The organism is Burkholderia cenocepacia, assembly GCF_014211915.1.
In the GTDB taxonomy this organism is placed as follows: domain Bacteria; phylum Pseudomonadota; class Gammaproteobacteria; order Burkholderiales; family Burkholderiaceae; genus Burkholderia; species Burkholderia orbicola.
This window is the reverse complement of the sequence record NZ_CP060039.1, coordinates 815,225-832,074: the sequence shown is the minus strand read 5'-3', so window position 1 is coordinate 832,074 and position 16,850 is coordinate 815,225. Positions and strand designations below refer to the sequence as shown.

Sequence of the window (16,850 nt, the reverse complement as noted above, 5' to 3'; positions counted from 1 at the left end):
TACACGAAATTCTGAAGCAGTGTTGCGTGTTTCTCGGTACGCGCAACGCGCCGCAGGAAAAACAAAACCGGGCGCCAGCGCAAGCTGGGCACCCGGTTTCGACGGTACAACCGCGTACCGCGGGAATCGCGGACCCCGTCGGGATCCGCGGATCGTCGATATTACTCGATGATCTTGGCGACGACGCCGGCGCCGACGGTACGGCCGCCTTCGCGGATTGCGAAGCGCAGACCTTCTTCCATCGCGATCGGAGCGATCAGCTTCACCGTGATCGACACGTTGTCGCCCGGCATCACCATTTCCTTGTCCTTCGGCAGCTCGATCGAGCCCGTCACGTCCGTCGTACGGAAGTAGAACTGCGGACGGTAGTTGTTGAAGAACGGCGTGTGACGGCCGCCTTCGTCCTTGCTCAGCACGTACACTTCAGCCGTGAAGTGCGTGTGCGGCGTGATCGAACCCGGCTTCGCCAGAACCTGGCCACGCTCCACGTCTTCACGCTTCGTGCCGCGCAGCAGGATACCCACGTTGTCGCCTGCCTGACCTTGGTCCAGCAGCTTGCGGAACATTTCAACGCCCGTGCAGGTCGTCTTCACCGTCGGCTTGATACCGACGATTTCGATTTCCTCGCCGACCTTCACGATGCCGCGCTCGACACGACCCGTCACCACCGTACCGCGGCCCGAGATCGAGAACACGTCTTCCACCGGCATCAGGAACGCGCCGTCAACTGCACGCTCCGGCGTCGGGATGTACGTGTCCAGCGCGTCGGCCAGGCTCATGATCGCCACTTCGCCCAGCTCGCCCGTGTCGCCTTCCAGCGCCAGCTTCGCCGAACCCTTCACGATCGGCGTGTCGTCGCCCGGGAAGTCGTACTTCGACAGGAGTTCGCGAACTTCCATCTCGACCAGCTCGAGCAGTTCCGCGTCGTCAACCATGTCGCACTTGTTCAGGAACACGATGATGTACGGAACGCCAACCTGACGCGCCAGCAGGATGTGCTCACGCGTTTGCGGCATCGGGCCGTCTGCTGCCGAGCAAACCAGGATCGCGCCGTCCATCTGCGCTGCGCCCGTGATCATGTTCTTCACATAGTCAGCGTGGCCCGGGCAGTCGACGTGTGCGTAGTGGCGGTTAGCCGTTTCGTACTCGACGTGTGCCGTGTTGATCGTGATGCCGCGCGCCTTTTCTTCCGGTGCCGCGTCGATCTGGTCGTATGCCTTCGCTTCGCCGCCGAACTTCTTCGTCAGCACCGTCGTGATCGCTGCCGTCAGCGTCGTCTTGCCGTGGTCAACGTGACCAATCGTACCAACGTTCACGTGCGGCTTGGTCCGCTCAAATTTACCTTTTGCCATGATTCTCTTCTTTCAAAAATTATCGGTGGGTAGCTACAGATTTACTTCGACTTCGCGCTGATGATCGCTTCAGCAACGTTGCGCGGAGCTTCAGCGTAGTGCTTGAACTCCATCGTGTACGTTGCACGACCTTGCGTCAGCGAACGCAGCGACGTCGAGTAACCGAACATTTCCGACAGCGGCACTTCGGCGCGCACGATCTTGCCGCCGCCAACCATGTCTTCCATGCCCTGGACGATGCCGCGACGGCCCGACAGGTCGCCCATCACGTTGCCCATGTAGTCTTCCGGCGTCTCGACTTCGACAGCCATCATCGGCTCGAGGACGACCGGGTTCGCCTTGCGCATCGCTTCCTTGAACGCCATCGAACCGGCCATGCGGAACGCGTTTTCGTTCGAGTCAACGTCGTGGTACGAACCGAACGTCAGGTGAACCTTCACGTCGACGACCGGGAAGCCAGCCAGCACGCCCGACTTCAGCGTGTCCTGGATACCCTTGTCGACCGCCGGGATGTATTCACGCGGAATCACACCACCCTTGATCTCGTCGAAGAACTCGTAGCCCTTGCCTTGTTCGTTCGGCTCGAGCGTGATGACCGCGTGACCGTACTGGCCGCGACCACCCGACTGCTTGACGAACTTGCCGTCGACATCCTTCGCCGTCGAACGGATCGTTTCGCGGTACGCAACCTGCGGCTTGCCGACGGTCGCTTCCACGCCGAATTCACGCTTCATCCGGTCGACCAGAATTTCGAGGTGGAGCTCGCCCATGCCCGAAATGATGGTCTGGCCCGACTCTTCGTCGGTCTGCACGCGGAACGACGGGTCTTCCTGAGCCAGACGGTTCAGTGCGAGGCCCATCTTTTCCTGGTCGGCCTTGGTCTTCGGCTCGACGGCCTGCGAAATCACCGGTTCCGGGAACACCATGCGTTCGAGAACGATCGGGTTCGCCGGGTCGCACAGCGTGTCGCCCGTGGTTGCTTCCTTCAGGCCGACCGCTGCGGCGATGTCGCCCGCACGGACTTCCTTGATTTCTTCACGCTGGTTCGCATGCATCTGCAGAATACGGCCGAGGCGTTCCTTCTTGCCCTTGGTCGAGTTCAGCAGCGTGTCGCCCGAGTTGACGACGCCCGAGTACACACGGAAGAAGATCAGCTGGCCGACGAACGGGTCGGTCATGATCTTGAACGCGAGCGACGAGAACTTCTCTTCGTCCGACGCCTTGCGCTCTGCTTCTTCGCCGTTTTCGAGCTCGCCCTTGACCGGCGGGATGTCGACCGGCGACGGCAGGAAATCGATCACGGCGTCGAGCATGCGCTGCACGCCCTTGTTCTTGAACGCAGTACCGCACAGCATCGGCTGGATTTCGCACGCGATCGTACGATCACGCAGCGCCTTGACGATGTCGGCTTCCGGCAGATCGCCTTCTTCCAGGTACTTGTTCATCAGGTCTTCGCTGGCTTCGGCAGCCACTTCGACCATCTTTTCGCGCCATTCCTTGCAGGTCTCCGCGAGCTCGGCCGGGATGTCGACGTAGTCGAACTTCGTGCCTTGCGACGCTTCGTCCCAAATGATCGCCTTCATCTTGATCAGGTCGACGACGCCCTTGAAGTTTTCTTCCGCGCCGATCGGCACCACGACCGGAACCGGGTTCGCCTTCAGGCGCAGACGGAGCTGGTCGTAGACCTTGAAGAAGTTCGCGCCGGTACGGTCCATCTTGTTGACGAACGCGAGACGCGGCACCTTGTACTTGTTCGCCTGGCGCCACACCGTTTCCGACTGCGGCTGCACGCCGCCCACTGCGCAGTACACCATGCACGCGCCGTCGAGCACGCGCATCGAGCGTTCCACTTCGATCGTGAAGTCGACGTGGCCCGGGGTGTCGATGATGTTGATGCGGTGTTCCGGATAGTTGCCGCCCATGCCCTTCCAGAAGGCCGTGGTAGCAGCGGACGTGATCGTGATGCCACGCTCTTGTTCCTGCTCCATCCAGTCCATCGTGGCTGCGCCGTCGTGGACTTCACCGATCTTGTGGTTCACACCGGTGTAAAACAGAATGCGCTCGGTCGTCGTCGTTTTGCCGGCGTCGATGTGAGCGCTAATACCGATATTGCGGTAGCGCTCGATAGGAGTCTTGCGAGCCACTTTGATCCTCTACTGGGATGACGTGATGCAGCCCTGCTGCATCACGCCTCAACACAAACGGGCGAGGCGCCTGAAAAGCGCACCCGCCCGGAATTTATTTCCGCAAACAGCCCAGCCAGGCGCTTAGAAACGGAAATGCGAGAACGCGCGGTTGGCTTCTGCCATGCGGTGAACTTCGTCGCGCTTCTTCATCGCGCCGCCACGGCCTTCGGCCGCTTCGGAGAGTTCACCTGCCAGACGCAGGGCCATCGACTTCTCGCTGCGCTTCTTCGCAGCCTCACGCAGCCAGCGCATCGCCAATGCCATACGACGCGACGGGCGCACTTCGACCGGAACTTGATAGTTGGCACCACCAACGCGACGGCTCTTCACTTCGACCACCGGCTTCACGTTGTTGAGCGCAACCGTGAACACTTCCAGCGGGTCCTTGCCACCCTTGGTCTGGATTTGTTCGAATGCGCCATAAACGATGCGCTCTGCGACCGACTTCTTGCCGGACAGCATCAGCATGTTCATGAACTTGGCAACATCAACGTTACCGAACTTCGGATCCGGCAACACTTCCCGCTTGGGGACTTCGCGACGACGCGGCATGATTCTTCCTTTACTTGTTCAGTTGGAGCTGGATTCAGCTCCGCGGCCACCAACAAACCCGATCACATCTTCACGACTAACCAGCTTGGCCGGGTGACCACTTACTCGACAGCACCGGCAATCCGGCACTCCCGCCTTGACCGCCCTGCGGCGATCCCTGATCAAAAACTGCTTACTTGGCAGCCTTTGCACGCTTCGCGCCGTACTTCGAACGCGCTTGCTTACGGTCCTTGACGCCCTGGGTATCCAGCGAGCCGCGAACCATGTGGTAACGCACACCCGGCAAGTCCTTCACACGGCCGCCGCGGATCAGCACAACCGAGTGTTCCTGCAGGTTGTGGCCTTCACCGCCGATGTACGAAATCACTTCGAAGCCGTTCGTCAGACGAACCTTGGCAACCTTACGGAGTGCCGAGTTAGGCTTCTTCGGCGTCGTCGTGTACACACGGGTGCACACGCCGCGACGCTGGGGGCAGTCCTGCAGGGCCGGGCTCTTGCTCTTCGTCGTTTCCGACTGACGGCCTTTGCGAACCAGTTGGTTGATGGTTGGCATTGTTTATTCCTGAAATTGAACAAAATCTGCACGCCGATTTCGGGCAAAGCGAGAATCGACGCACAGTTGACTTCCGAACCGGCGAATCGGGTGCGAACTGTCGAACGCGACTCGGCCCACCGAATACCGGAACCCAGCATGATATTCCGGAAATACCAACTAAGTCAACGGCTTGCGTGATTTGCCGGCTGACCCCGTGGTTTACAGGAGGGGTCGGAACGCTGTGTCAGGCCGATTCGACGACGTCGATGATCTCGTCGCCGAAGCGTTCCAGCTTGCGCACGCCCATGCCGGGGATGTGACGCAGGTCGTCGATCGTCTCCGGCGCGTTGCGCGCGATTTCGGCGAGCGTCGCGTCGTGGAAGATCACGTAGGCCGGCACGCCGTCCGTCTTTGCAGTTTCCGCGCGCCATGCGCGCAGCGCGTCCCACCGTGCGCGCTCGCGTGCGCCCATGCCGGCCGTCGGGTCGACGCGCGTGCCGCTGCGGCTCGACGACTGGCGGGTGCGCTGCGGCTTCACGTAGCGGCGCAGCGTGACCTTTTCCTCGTTCTTCAGCACGGGCTTTGCGGCCTCGGTCAGCATCAGCGCGCCGAAGCCGCCATGGTCGACCGCCAGATAGCCGTACGCGACCAGTTGCCGGAAAATCGCGCGCCACTCGGGCTCGGACAGCGCCGCGCCGATGCCGAACGTGCTGAGCTGGTCGTGGCCGCGCTGCAATACCTTCTCGGTGCGCCCGCCGCGCAGGATCTCGATCAGGTGGCTCGAGCCGAAATTGAAGCCGCTCGCGCGCTGCGCGCGGAACACGCACGACAGCGCCATCTGCGCCTCGCGCGTCGCGTCCCACGAAGCGGGCGGCTCGAGGCACGTGTCGCAGTTACCGCACGGCTGGCTCGCCTCGCCGAAGTAGTTCAGCAGCCGCACGCGACGGCACGAGATCGTTTCGCACAACCCGAGCAGCGCGTCGAGCTTCGACGTCTGCACGCGCTTGTGCGCGTCGTCCGCATCGGATTCGTCGATCATCTTGCGCTGCTGGACGACGTCACCGAGGCCATACGCCATCCACGCGTTGGCGGGCATCCCGTCACGACCCGCGCGGCCGGTTTCCTGGTAATAGCCTTCGACGCTCTTCGGTAAATCGAGGTGCGCGACGAAGCGGACGTCGGGCTTGTCGATACCCATGCCGAACGCGATCGTCGCGCACATCACGATGCCTTCCTCGCGCTGGAACATTTCCTGGTGCTTCTGCCGCACCTCGAACTCCATCCCCGCGTGATACGGCAGCGCGCGCACGCCCTGCGCCTTCAGCCATTCGGCCGTTTCCTCGACCTTGCGGCGCGACAGGCAATAGACGACGCCCGCGTCCGTCGTGCCGTCGGCATTCGTGTGCTCGGCACGGATGAAGTCGAGCAGCTGCGAGCGCGCGTTGTCCTTTTCGACGATCCGGTAACGGATGTTCGGGCGGTCGAAGCTCGACACGAACACGCGCGCGTCGTCGAGCGCGAGACGATGGATGATCTCGTCGCGCGTAATCGCGTCGGCCGTGGCGGTCAGCGCGATGCGCGGCACCGACGGGAAGCGCTCGTGCAACACCGACAGCTGGATGTATTCCGGGCGGAAATCGTGCCCCCATTGCGACACGCAGTGCGCTTCGTCGATCGCGAACAGGCCGATCTTCGCGCGCTCGAGCAGCTCGAGGAAGCGCCCCGTCATCAAGCGCTCCGGCGCGACGTACAACAGGTCGATTTCGCCTTCGCGCAGCGCGCGCTCGGTGGCCGCGGCCTCGGCGCCCGACAGCGTCGAATTCAGGTAGGCCGCGCGCACGCCGACTTCGCTCAACGCGGCGACCTGGTCCTGCATCAGCGCGATCAGCGGCGACACGACGATGCCGGCGCCCTGCCCGGCCTCGCGGCGCAGCAGCGCGGGAATCTGGTAGCACAGCGACTTACCGCCGCCGGTCGGCATCAGCACGAGACAATCGCCGCCGCCGGCGACGTGCTCGACGATCTCGCCCTGCTGGCCGCGAAAGGCGGAATAACCAAAGACTTCGTCGAGTATTTCGAGGGCGCGGGACATGAATAGGAACAGGGACGGCTAAGCGATGAACGCAATTTTAACAACCCGCTCGCGCGACGCGTGGCGAATCGCGCGACGTTGGCCGTTCGGTCAGGGTTCGTTCGCGGGCATCACGGGCCTGCCGCGGCCATGCTGGACGCGATCGCGGGGCATGCCCCGAGGCGGCGCAGGCACGTCATGCGCGTGAACGAAGGATGAAAAAAAACCGCCCGGCAGAACCGGGCGGTTTCGGTGACAGCGATGATAGCAAGGCAACGCGGCTTGCGCCGCGCCGCGCTTACTCGGCTGCCGGGTGTTGCGGCTCTTCTGCCGGCGCGCTCGGCGTGCCGAAGTCGAATGCCTCTTCCGCTGCGATCTGGTCGAAACGCTCGCGATCCGACGATTCCTTCGCCTTGCGTGCCTTGTGGAACGCGAGACCCGTACCGGCCGGAATCAGACGGCCGACGATCACGTTTTCCTTCAGGCCGCGCAGATCGTCGCGCTTGCCCATGATCGCCGCTTCGGTCAGCACGCGGGTCGTTTCCTGGAACGATGCCGCGGAGATGAACGAGTCGGTCGACAGCGATGCCTTCGTGATACCGAGCAGCACGTTGTCGTACGAAGCCGGACGCTTGCCCTCGGCGATCATGCGATCGTTCTCGTCCAGCATGTCGGAACGCTCGACCTGTTCGCCCGGGATGAAGCGTGTATCGCCGTTGTCGGTGATCTGCACACGACGCAGCATCTGGCGAACGATCACCTCGATGTGCTTGTCGTTGATCTTCACGCCCTGCAGACGGTACACGTCCTGCACTTCGTCGACGATGTAGCGCGACAGCGCCTCGATACCCTGCAGACGCAGGATGTCGTGCGGATCGGCCGGACCGTCCACGATCATTTCGCCCTTGTTGACGACCTGGGCATCGTGAACCAGAACCTGCTTTTCCTTCGCGATCAGGAACTCGTGCTGGTTGCCCTCGAGGTCCGTGATGACGAGACGCTGCTTGCCCTTCGTGTCCTTGCCGAACGACGTCGTACCGGTGACTTCCGCGAGAATGCCGGCATCCTTCGGCGAACGCGCTTCGAACAGTTCCGCCACCCGCGGCAGACCGCCGGTAATGTCACGCGTCTTCTGCGCTTCCGTCGGGATACGTGCGAGCACTTCACCGACCTGCACCTGCTGGCCATCCTTCACGGTGATCAGTGCGCCGACCTGGAAGCCGATCTGCACTGCGTGCTCCGTGCCCGGAATCTTCACTTCCTCGCCGTTCGCGTCGAGCAGCTTCACCTGCGGACGCACACTCTTCGAAGCCTGCGAACCGCGGCGCTTCACGTCGATCACGACCAGCGTCGACAGGCCGGTCACGTCGTCGATCTGCTTCGCGACGGTCACGCCTTCCTCGACGTTCTCGAACTTCACCGTACCACCGTACTCGGTGATGATCGGACGCGTCAGCGGGTCCCACGTGGCGAGCTGCGTGCCGGCCTTGATGGTCGCGCCGTCGAGCTGCAGCAGCGTCGCGCCGTACGGCACTTTGTGACGTTCGCGCTCGCGACCGAAGTCGTCGGTGATCATCGCTTCGCCCGAACGGGAAATGACGATCTGCTCGCCCTTCGCGTTCGTGACGTAGCGCATCGTCGCCGTGAAGCGGACGATACCGTTGCTCTTCGCTTCGACCGACGAAGCCACTGCCGCACGCGATGCCGCACCACCGATGTGGAACGTACGCATCGTCAGCTGCGTGCCCGGTTCACCGATCGACTGCGCCGCGATCACGCCGACTGCTTCGCCGACGTTCACGAGCGAGCCGCGGCCGAGGTCGCGACCGTAGCAGGCTGCGCACAGGCCGTAACGCGTTTCGCAGGTCAGCGGCGTGCGCACGCGCACTTCGTCGATGCCGAGGCGTTCGATTTCCTCGACCGCCGTTTCGTCGAGCAGCGTGCCCGATTCGTACAGCGTTTCCTGCGTTTCCGGATTCACGACGTCCGCGACCGCGACGCGGCCGAGGATACGGTCGCGCAGCGCTTCGACGACTTCACCGCCTTCGACCAGCGCCTTCATCGCCACGCCGTTCGACGTGCCGCAATCGTCTTCCACCACGACCAGATCCTGCGTGACGTCGACCAGACGACGCGTCAGGTAACCCGAGTTCGCGGTCTTCAGTGCCGTATCAGCCAGACCCTTACGTGCACCGTGGGTCGAGATGAAGTACTGCAACACGTTCAGACCTTCGCGGAAGTTCGCGGTAATCGGCGTCTCGATAATCGAGCCGTCCGGCTTCGCCATCAGGCCACGCATACCGGCCAGCTGACGAATCTGAACCGCCGAACCCCGGGCGCCCGAGTCGGCCATCATGTAGATCGAGTTGAACGACTCCTGGCGCGTCTCGTTGCCGTCGCGGTCCGTCACCGGCTCCGTCGACAGCTGCTCCATCATCGCCTTGCCGACCGCTTCCGACGTTGCCGACCAGATGTCGACCACGTTGTTGTAGCGTTCCTGCGCGGTGACGAGACCCGACATGTACTGACGGTCGTACTCCTTCACCTTCTTCGCGGCGTCGCCGACGATCGTTTCCTTCTGCGGCGGCACGAGCATGTCGTCCACGCAGATCGAGATGCCGGCACGCGTCGCGAGACGGAAACCCGACTGCATCAGCTGGTCGGCGAACACCACCGTCGCACGCAGACCGCACTTGCGAAACGCCGTGTTGATCAGGCGCGAGATTTCCTTCTTCTTCAGCGGCTTGTTCAGCACCGAGAACGGCAGGCCGTGCGGCAGGATCTCCGACAGGATCGCGCGGCCGACGGTCGTCGCGTACAGCGTGATCTTCGGCACGAACGGCGGCGCGCCTTCCGACTTGTCTTCGTTGTGGACCATTTCGGTGATCCGCACATTGACGCGCGAGGCCAGCTCGACTTCCTTGTTCTCGTACGCGCGGATCACTTCCGACACGCCCGTGAACGACAGGCCTTCGCCCTTGCCGTTGACCGCTTCGCGGGTCGCGTAGTACAGACCCAGCACGATATCCTGCGACGGCACGATCGACGGATCGCCGTTGGCCGGGAACAGCACGTTGTTCGACGCGAGCATCAGCGTGCGCGCTTCCATCTGCGCTTCGAGCGACAGCGGCACGTGAACGGCCATCTGGTCACCGTCGAAGTCGGCGTTGAACGCCGCGCAGACGAGCGGGTGCAGCTGGATTGCCTTGCCTTCGATCAGCACCGGCTCGAACGCCTGGATACCGAGACGGTGCAGCGTCGGCGCACGGTTCAGCATCACCGGGTGCTCGCGGATCACCTCTTCGAGGATGTCCCACACCACCGGCGTCTGGTTCTCGACTTCCTTCTTCGCAGCCTTGATGGTCGTAGCTACGCCCATCACTTCCAGCTTGTTGAAGATGAACGGCTTGAACAGCTCGAGCGCCATCAGCTTCGGCAGACCGCACTGGTGCAGCTTCAGCGTCGGGCCGACCACGATGACCGAACGGCCCGAGTAGTCGACGCGCTTGCCCAGCAGGTTCTGACGGAAACGACCGCCCTTGCCCTTGATCATGTCGGCGAGCGACTTCAGCGGACGCTTGTTCGCGCCCGTCATCGCCTTGCCGCGACGACCGTTGTCGAGCAGCGAGTCGACGGCTTCCTGCAGCATCCGCTTTTCGTTGCGGACGATGATTTCAGGCGCCTTCAGCTCGAGCAGACGCTTCAACCGGTTGTTACGGTTGATCACGCGGCGATACAGGTCGTTCAGGTCCGACGTCGCGAAACGGCCGCCGTCCAGCGGCACGAGCGGACGCAGTTCCGGCGGCAGCACCGGCAGCACTTCGAGGATCATCCACTCGGGCTTGATGCCCGAGCGCTGGAATGCCTCGAGGACCTTCAGGCGCTTCGCGTACTTCTTGATCTTCGCTTCCGAGCCGGTGTTCTTCAGCTCGGTGCGCAGCGTCTCGACCTGCTCGTCGATGTTGATCGCGCGCAGCAGTTCACGCACGCCTTCCGCGCCCATTTCGGCACGGAATTCGTCGCCGTATTCCTCGACCTTGTTGTAGTAATCCTCTTCGGTCATGATCTGCCGCGCCTTCAGCGGCGTCATGCCCGGTTCGATCACCACGTACGCTTCGAAGTACAGCACGCGTTCGATGTCGCGCAGCGTCATGTCGAGCACCATGCCCAGACGCGACGGCAGCGACTTCAGGAACCAGATGTGCGCGACCGGCGAGGCCAGCTCGATGTGGCCCATCCGCTCGCGACGCACCTTCGCCAGCGTCACTTCGACGCCGCACTTCTCGCAGATCACGCCGCGGTGCTTCAGACGCTTGTACTTGCCGCACAGGCACTCGTAGTCCTTGATCGGCCCGAAGATCTTCGCGCAGAACAGACCATCGCGTTCCGGCTTGAACGTACGGTAGTTGATGGTCTCCGGCTTCTTCACTTCGCCGAACGACCACGAACGGATCTTGTCGGGCGAGGCCAGACCGATCTTGATCGCGTCGAAAACTTCTTCCTGTTGGACTTGCTTGAATAGATCGAGCAGAGCTTTCATTGCTTTCTCTCCGTAGTCCGATTAATTGCGGTCGAGATCGATATCGATACCGAGCGAGCGGATTTCCTTCACGAGCACGTTGAAGGATTCCGGCATGCCTGCATCGATCACGTGATCGCCCTTGACGAGGTTTTCGTACACCTTCGTCCGGCCGGTCACGTCGTCCGACTTCACCGTCAGCATTTCCTGCAGCACGTAGGACGCGCCGTACGCTTCGAGCGCCCACACTTCCATTTCACCGAAACGCTGACCACCGAACTGCGCCTTACCACCCAGCGGCTGCTGCGTGACGAGCGAGTACGGGCCGGTCGAACGCGCGTGCATCTTGTCGTCGACCAAGTGGTGCAGCTTCAGGTAGTGCATGTAGCCGAGCGTCACGCGACGTTCGAACATTTCACCCGTGCGGCCGTCGTACAGGCGGACCTGGTTCTTCGACGGGTTCATGCCGAGCTGTTCGGCGATGTCGTCCGGGAACGCGAGGTCGAGCATCTTGCCCATTTCTTCCTCGGTCGCACCGTCGAACACCGGCGTCGCGAACGGCACGCCTTCGCGCAGGTTCTTCGCGAGTTCGAGGATCTCGTCGTCGGTGAAGCTTTCCAGATCTTCCTGGCGGCCCGACTCGTTGTAGATCTTCGTCAGGAACGTGCGCAGTTCCTCGATCTTCGCCTGACGCTGCAGCATTTCGCCGATGCGCCAGCCGAGGCCCTTCGCGGCCCAGCCGAGGTGTACTTCCAGAACCTGACCCACGTTCATCCGCGACGGCACGCCGAGCGGGTTCAGCACGACGTCTGCCGGACGGCCGTCGGCCATGTACGGCATGTCTTCGATCGGGACGATCTTCGACACGACACCCTTGTTACCGTGACGGCCTGCCATCTTGTCGCCAGGCTGCAGACGGCGCTTCACCGCGAGGTACACCTTGACCATCTTCAGCACGCCCGGCGGCAGTTCGTCGCCTTGCGTGAGCTTCTTGCGCTTCTCTTCGAACGCCAGATCGAACTGGTGACGCTTCTCTTCGATCGAGTTCTTGATCGCTTCGAGCTGCGCCGCTGCTTCGTCGTCCGCGAGGCGGATGTCGAACCAGTGGTAGTGGTCGAGGTCTTCCAGGTAAGCCTGGTCGATCTTCGTGCCCTTCGCGAGCTTCTTCGGACCGCCGTTCGCGACCTTGCCCACGAGCATGCGTGCCAGACGCTGGAACGCGTCGCCTTCCACGATGCGCAGCTGGTCGTTCAGGTCGAGACGGTAGCGCTTCAGTTCGTCGTCGATGATCTGTTGCGCACGCTTGTCGCGCTGGATGCCTTCACGCGTGAACACCTGGACGTCGATCACGGTGCCGCTCATGCCCGACGGCACGCGCAGCGACGTGTCCTTCACGTCCGAAGCCTTCTCGCCGAAGATCGCGCGCAGCAGCTTCTCTTCCGGCGTCAGCTGGGTCTCGCCCTTCGGCGTGACCTTGCCGACCAGCACGTCGCCTGCTTCGACTTCAGCACCGATGTACACGATGCCCGATTCGTCGAGACGGCCGAGCTGGACTTCCGCCAGGTTCGAGATGTCGCGCGTGATTTCTTCCGGCCCGAGCTTCGTGTCGCGTGCAACGACGTTCAGCTCTTCGATGTGGATCGACGTGTAGCGATCGTCCGCGACCACCTTCTCCGAGATCAGGATCGAATCCTCGAAGTTGTAGCCGTTCCACGGCATGAACGCGATCAGCATGTTCTGGCCGAGCGCGAGCTCGCCCAGGTCCGTCGAGGCGCCGTCGGCCAGCACGTCGCCGCGCGAGACCTTGTCGCCCATCTTCACGATCGGACGCTGGTTGATGTTCGTGTTCTGGTTCGAACGCGTGTACTTGATCAGGTTGTAGATGTCGACACCGACTTCACCCGCGACCGCTTCGTCGTCGTTCACGCGAATCACGATACGGCCTGCGTCGACGTAGTCGACCACACCGCCGCGGAACGCCTGGACTGTCGTACCCGAGTCGACCGCGCAGGTGCGCTCGATGCCCGTACCGACGACCGGCTTTTCCGGACGCAGACACGGCACGGCCTGACGCTGCATGTTCGAACCCATCAATGCACGGTTCGCGTCATCGTGCTCGAGGAACGGGATCAGCGAGGCGGCCACCGACACGATCTGCGACGGCGCGACGTCCATATACTGGATCCGGTCCGGCGTGACCATCATCGTTTCGCCGGCTTCACGCGACGACACGAGTTCGTCGATCAGCTGGCCGTTCTCGTCGATCGCGGCGTTCGCCTGGGCGATCATGTAGCGGCCTTCCTCGATCGCCGACAGGTAGTCGATCTGGTCGGTCACCTTGCTGTCCACGACCTTGCGGTACGGCGTCTCGAGGAAGCCGTACTCGTTCAGGTGCGCGTACAGTGCGAGCGAGTTGATCAGGCCGATGTTCGGACCTTCCGGCGTTTCGATCGGGCACACGCGGCCGTAGTGGGTCGGGTGCACGTCGCGGACTTCGAAGCCTGCGCGCTCGCGCGTCAGACCGCCCGGGCCCAGTGCGGAAACACGGCGCTTGTGCGTGATTTCCGACAGCGGGTTGGTCTGGTCCATGAACTGCGACAGCTGCGACGAACCGAAGAACTCGCGGATCGCCGACGAAATCGGCTTCGAGTTGATCAGGTCGTGCGGCATCAGGTTTTCGCTTTCGGCCTGGCCGAGGCGTTCCTTGACCGCGCGCTCGACACGCACGAGACCCGCGCGGAACTGGTTTTCCGCCAGTTCGCCGACGCAACGCACGCGACGGTTGCCGAGGTGGTCGATGTCGTCCACTTCGCCCTTGCCGTTGCGCAGCTCGACGAGGATCTTGATCGTCGCGAGGATGTCGTCGTCCTGCAGCGTCATCGGGCCGACGATCTCGTCACGGCCGACGCGGCGGTTGAACTTCATGCGGCCGACCTTCGACAGGTCGTATGCTTCTTCGCTGTAGAACAGACGGTTGAACAGCGCCTCGACCGCTTCTTCGGTCGGCGGCTCGCCCGGACGCATCATGCGGTAGATCGCGATGCGCGCGGCCGTCTTGTCGGTCGTTTCGTCGACACGCAGCGTCGACGAGATGTACGGGCCCTGGTCCAGATCGTTCGTATAGAGCGTCTGGATGTCCTTGATGCCCGCTTCGCGCAGCTTCTCGAGCACGCTTTCCGTGACTTCGTCGTTCGCGCTCGCGATCACTTCGCCGGTATCGCCGTCGACGACGTTCTTCGCCAGCACGCGGCCGAGCAGATAGTCTTCCGGCACCGAGATGAACTTGGTCTTCGCGGCTTCGAGGTCGCGAATGTGCTTCGCGTTGATCCGCTTGTCCTTCTGGACGATGACCTTGCCGTCGCGATCCGTGATGTCGAAACGCGCGACTTCACCACGCAGGCGCTCGGGCACGAACTCGAGTTGCGCGCCTTCGTCCATCAGCGTGAAGTTGTCGAACACGAAGAAGTTCGCGAGAATCTGTTCCGGCGTCAGGCCGATGGCCTTCAGCAGGATCGTGACCGGCATCTTGCGGCGACGGTCGACGCGGAAGTACAGAATGTCCTTCGGATCGAATTCGAAGTCGAGCCACGAGCCGCGGTACGGAATGATCCGTGCCGAGAACAGCAGCTTGCCCGAGCTGTGCGTCTTGCCCTTGTCGTGTTCGAAGAACACGCCCGGCGAACGGTGCAGCTGCGAGACGATGACACGCTCGGTGCCGTTGATGACGAACGAGCCCGTCGGCGTCATGAGCGGAATTTCGCCCATGTACACTTCCTGCTCCTTCACTTCCTTGACGACCGGCTTGTTCGGCGATTCCTTGTCGAGGATGACGAGGCGGACCTTCGCGCGCAGCGCGGAGCAGTACGTCAGGCCCCGCTGCTGGCATTCCTTGATGTTGAATGCCGGCGAGGACAGCGCATAGCTCACGAACTCGAGGCGCGCGAAACCGTTGTGCGAAACAATGGGAAATACCGATGTGAACGCGGCCTGCAAACCCTCAGGCTTACGTTGCGTCGCGGGCACATCGGCTTGCAGAAACGTGCTGAATGATTCAAGCTGGGTAGCCAGCAAGAACGGAACTTGGTGAACGATGGGGCGCTTCGCGAAACTCTTGCGAATGCGCTTCTTCTCGGTGAAGGAATATTGCATACGATCTCCGAATCACGGCGGGTGCTATCGAGGCGGAATACCTGGACGTTTCAAACCCGAGTGTTCACCGACTGAGACCCGATGGCCGTTCGACGGCTTGAACGAGCCGAGAAGCTTGGTGGTTGGCCGCTACCAACCGCTGGCTGACGGCAGCGGATGCCTGTGTTGCCCGCTACCCGACCAAACTTGCCTTCTGCAGTCGCTTCAGAAGACAAAGAGAACCGCCAATCGTGCGTGATTCATCACAACGATCAGGCGGTTTTCTTTGGCTTCTGGGGCCGATTATTCGGGCTCCCGAATGAGTGCCAGAATAACGTCCCCACAAAGCACAAAAAGGCCGGCGGTGAAAATACCGCCAGCCTTCGCACAGCGCGCCGAAACTTACTTGACTTCGACCTTCGCGCCAGCTTCTTCCAGCTTCTTCTTGGCTTCTTCAGCAGCAGCCTTGTCGACGCCTTCCTTGATGGGCTTCGGTGCACCGTCAACCAGGTCCTTCGCTTCCTTCAGGCCCAGGCCCGTCAGTTCGCGAACGGCCTTGATGACCGAAACCTTGTTGGCGCCGGCTTCAGCCAGGACGACCGTGAACTCGGTCTTCTCTTCTGCTGCAGCAGCTGCGCCGCCGCCTGCCGGGCCAGCGACTGCCACTGCAGCTGCCGACACGCCAAACTTCTCTTCGAACGCCTTGACCAGTTCGTTCAGTTCCAGAACGGTCATCCCTTCGACTGCTGCCAGGATGTCTTCTTTTGCGATTGCCATTTGAAATACTCCTAAATTGAATTCGGATACAGCCAGCGATCAGTAACGCTGATGCACGTTCGCTTACGCAGCTTCCGCTTGCTTCTTCTCGGCCAGCGCGGCGAGAGCACGCGCGAAGCCCGAAACAGGCGATTGCATAACGAACAGCAGCTTCGAGAGCAGTTCTTCGCGGCTCGGGATGCTTGCCAGCGCTTGCACGCCAGCCTTGTCCATCACCTTGCCATCGAACGCACCAGCCTTGATGACCAACTTTTCATTGCTCTTGCTGAAGTCGTTGACGACCTTAGCAGCGGCAATGGCATCTTCCGAGATGCCGTAGATCAGGGGACCAGTCATCTGCTCTGCCAGCGGAGCAAAAGGCGTACCTTCGACGGCGCGACGCGCCAGCGTGTTCTTCAACACGCGCAGGTAAACCTGTTGCTCACGCGCTTTCGCGCGCAGCTTGGTCAGATCGCCAACCGCAATTCCACGATACTCAGCCAGCACAACGGTCTGGGCCTTCGCGACTTGCGCGGAAACCTCAGCGACGACGGCTTGCTTGTCTTCTCTATTAAGCGGCACGGTTAGCCTCCAGAAACGATACGTTCGGCATGGCCGGTATGGCCGAAACCTCACGTACCTCGTTCAACAACGGCGTCCGACCTCGTTAGGAGTATTTCCACCACACGCCGCGAATCGCTTCGCGGCCTGGGGCTTCACCACTGCAAAACTTTTTCGGGTTCGCCATCTG

Annotated in this window: 9 protein-coding genes; all 9 read right to left on the bottom strand. The window is 62.0% G+C overall.

Annotation, left to right across the window (positions count from 1 at the left end):
* Window positions 1-161 precede the first annotated feature (161 nt).
* Window positions 162-1,352, bottom strand: a complete 1,191-nt coding sequence (tuf, locus tag SY91_RS03845; protein WP_011350666.1) for an elongation factor Tu — start codon at window positions 1,350-1,352, stop codon at window positions 162-164.
* Between the two features lie 41 nt (window positions 1,353-1,393).
* Window positions 1,394-3,496 (bottom strand): elongation factor G, encoded by a 2,103-nt coding sequence (gene fusA / locus SY91_RS03840; RefSeq protein WP_006482929.1) that lies wholly within the window; start codon window positions 3,494-3,496, stop codon window positions 1,394-1,396.
* A 123-nt stretch (window positions 3,497-3,619) separates the two neighbouring features.
* Window positions 3,620-4,090, bottom strand: a complete 471-nt coding sequence (rpsG, locus tag SY91_RS03835; protein WP_006477195.1) for a 30S ribosomal protein S7 — start codon at window positions 4,088-4,090, stop codon at window positions 3,620-3,622.
* Window positions 4,091-4,262: 172 nt separating this feature from the next.
* Window positions 4,263-4,643, bottom strand: a complete 381-nt coding sequence (rpsL, locus tag SY91_RS03830) for a 30S ribosomal protein S12 (protein WP_006400662.1) — start codon at window positions 4,641-4,643, stop codon at window positions 4,263-4,265.
* Between the two features lie 226 nt (window positions 4,644-4,869).
* Window positions 4,870-6,717, bottom strand: coding sequence for a DNA helicase RecQ (recQ, locus tag SY91_RS03825; RefSeq protein ID WP_006477197.1), 1,848 nt, complete (start codon window positions 6,715-6,717; stop codon window positions 4,870-4,872).
* Window positions 6,718-6,994: 277 nt separating this feature from the next.
* Window positions 6,995-11,236 (bottom strand): DNA-directed RNA polymerase subunit beta', encoded by a 4,242-nt coding sequence (rpoC, locus tag SY91_RS03820; protein WP_011546645.1) that lies wholly within the window; start codon window positions 11,234-11,236, stop codon window positions 6,995-6,997.
* Between the two features lie 21 nt (window positions 11,237-11,257).
* The gene (gene rpoB, locus SY91_RS03815) at window positions 11,258-15,364 is read right to left on the bottom strand and encodes a DNA-directed RNA polymerase subunit beta (protein ID WP_011546646.1); all 4,107 of its coding nucleotides are present in this window, start codon (window positions 15,362-15,364) and stop codon (window positions 11,258-11,260) included.
* Between the two features lie 381 nt (window positions 15,365-15,745).
* Window positions 15,746-16,120, bottom strand: coding sequence for a 50S ribosomal protein L7/L12 (gene rplL / locus SY91_RS03810; protein WP_006482911.1), 375 nt, complete (start codon window positions 16,118-16,120; stop codon window positions 15,746-15,748).
* Between the two features lie 63 nt (window positions 16,121-16,183).
* Window positions 16,184-16,681, bottom strand: coding sequence for a 50S ribosomal protein L10 (gene rplJ, locus SY91_RS03805; protein ID WP_124478495.1), 498 nt, complete (start codon window positions 16,679-16,681; stop codon window positions 16,184-16,186).
* Window positions 16,682-16,850 lie beyond the last annotated feature (169 nt).

Excerpts from the sequence above, each read along its gene's own strand:
- tuf (WP_011350666.1), bottom strand. The coding sequence starts at position 1,352 with ATGGCAAAAGGTAAATTTGAGCGGACCAAGCCGCACGTGAACGTTGGT.
- rpsG (WP_006477195.1), bottom strand. The coding sequence starts at position 4,090 with ATGCCGCGTCGTCGCGAAGTCCCCAAGCGGGAAGTGTTGCCGGATCCG.
- rpsL (WP_006400662.1), bottom strand. The coding sequence starts at position 4,643 with ATGCCAACCATCAACCAACTGGTTCGCAAAGGCCGTCAGTCGGAAACG.
- recQ (WP_006477197.1), bottom strand. The coding sequence starts at position 6,717 with ATGTCCCGCGCCCTCGAAATACTCGACGAAGTCTTTGGTTATTCCGCC.
- rpoC (WP_011546645.1), bottom strand. The coding sequence starts at position 11,236 with ATGAAAGCTCTGCTCGATCTATTCAAGCAAGTCCAACAGGAAGAAGTT.
- rpoB (WP_011546646.1), bottom strand. The coding sequence starts at position 15,364 with ATGCAATATTCCTTCACCGAGAAGAAGCGCATTCGCAAGAGTTTCGCG.
- rplL (WP_006482911.1), bottom strand. The coding sequence starts at position 16,120 with ATGGCAATCGCAAAAGAAGACATCCTGGCAGCAGTCGAAGGGATGACC.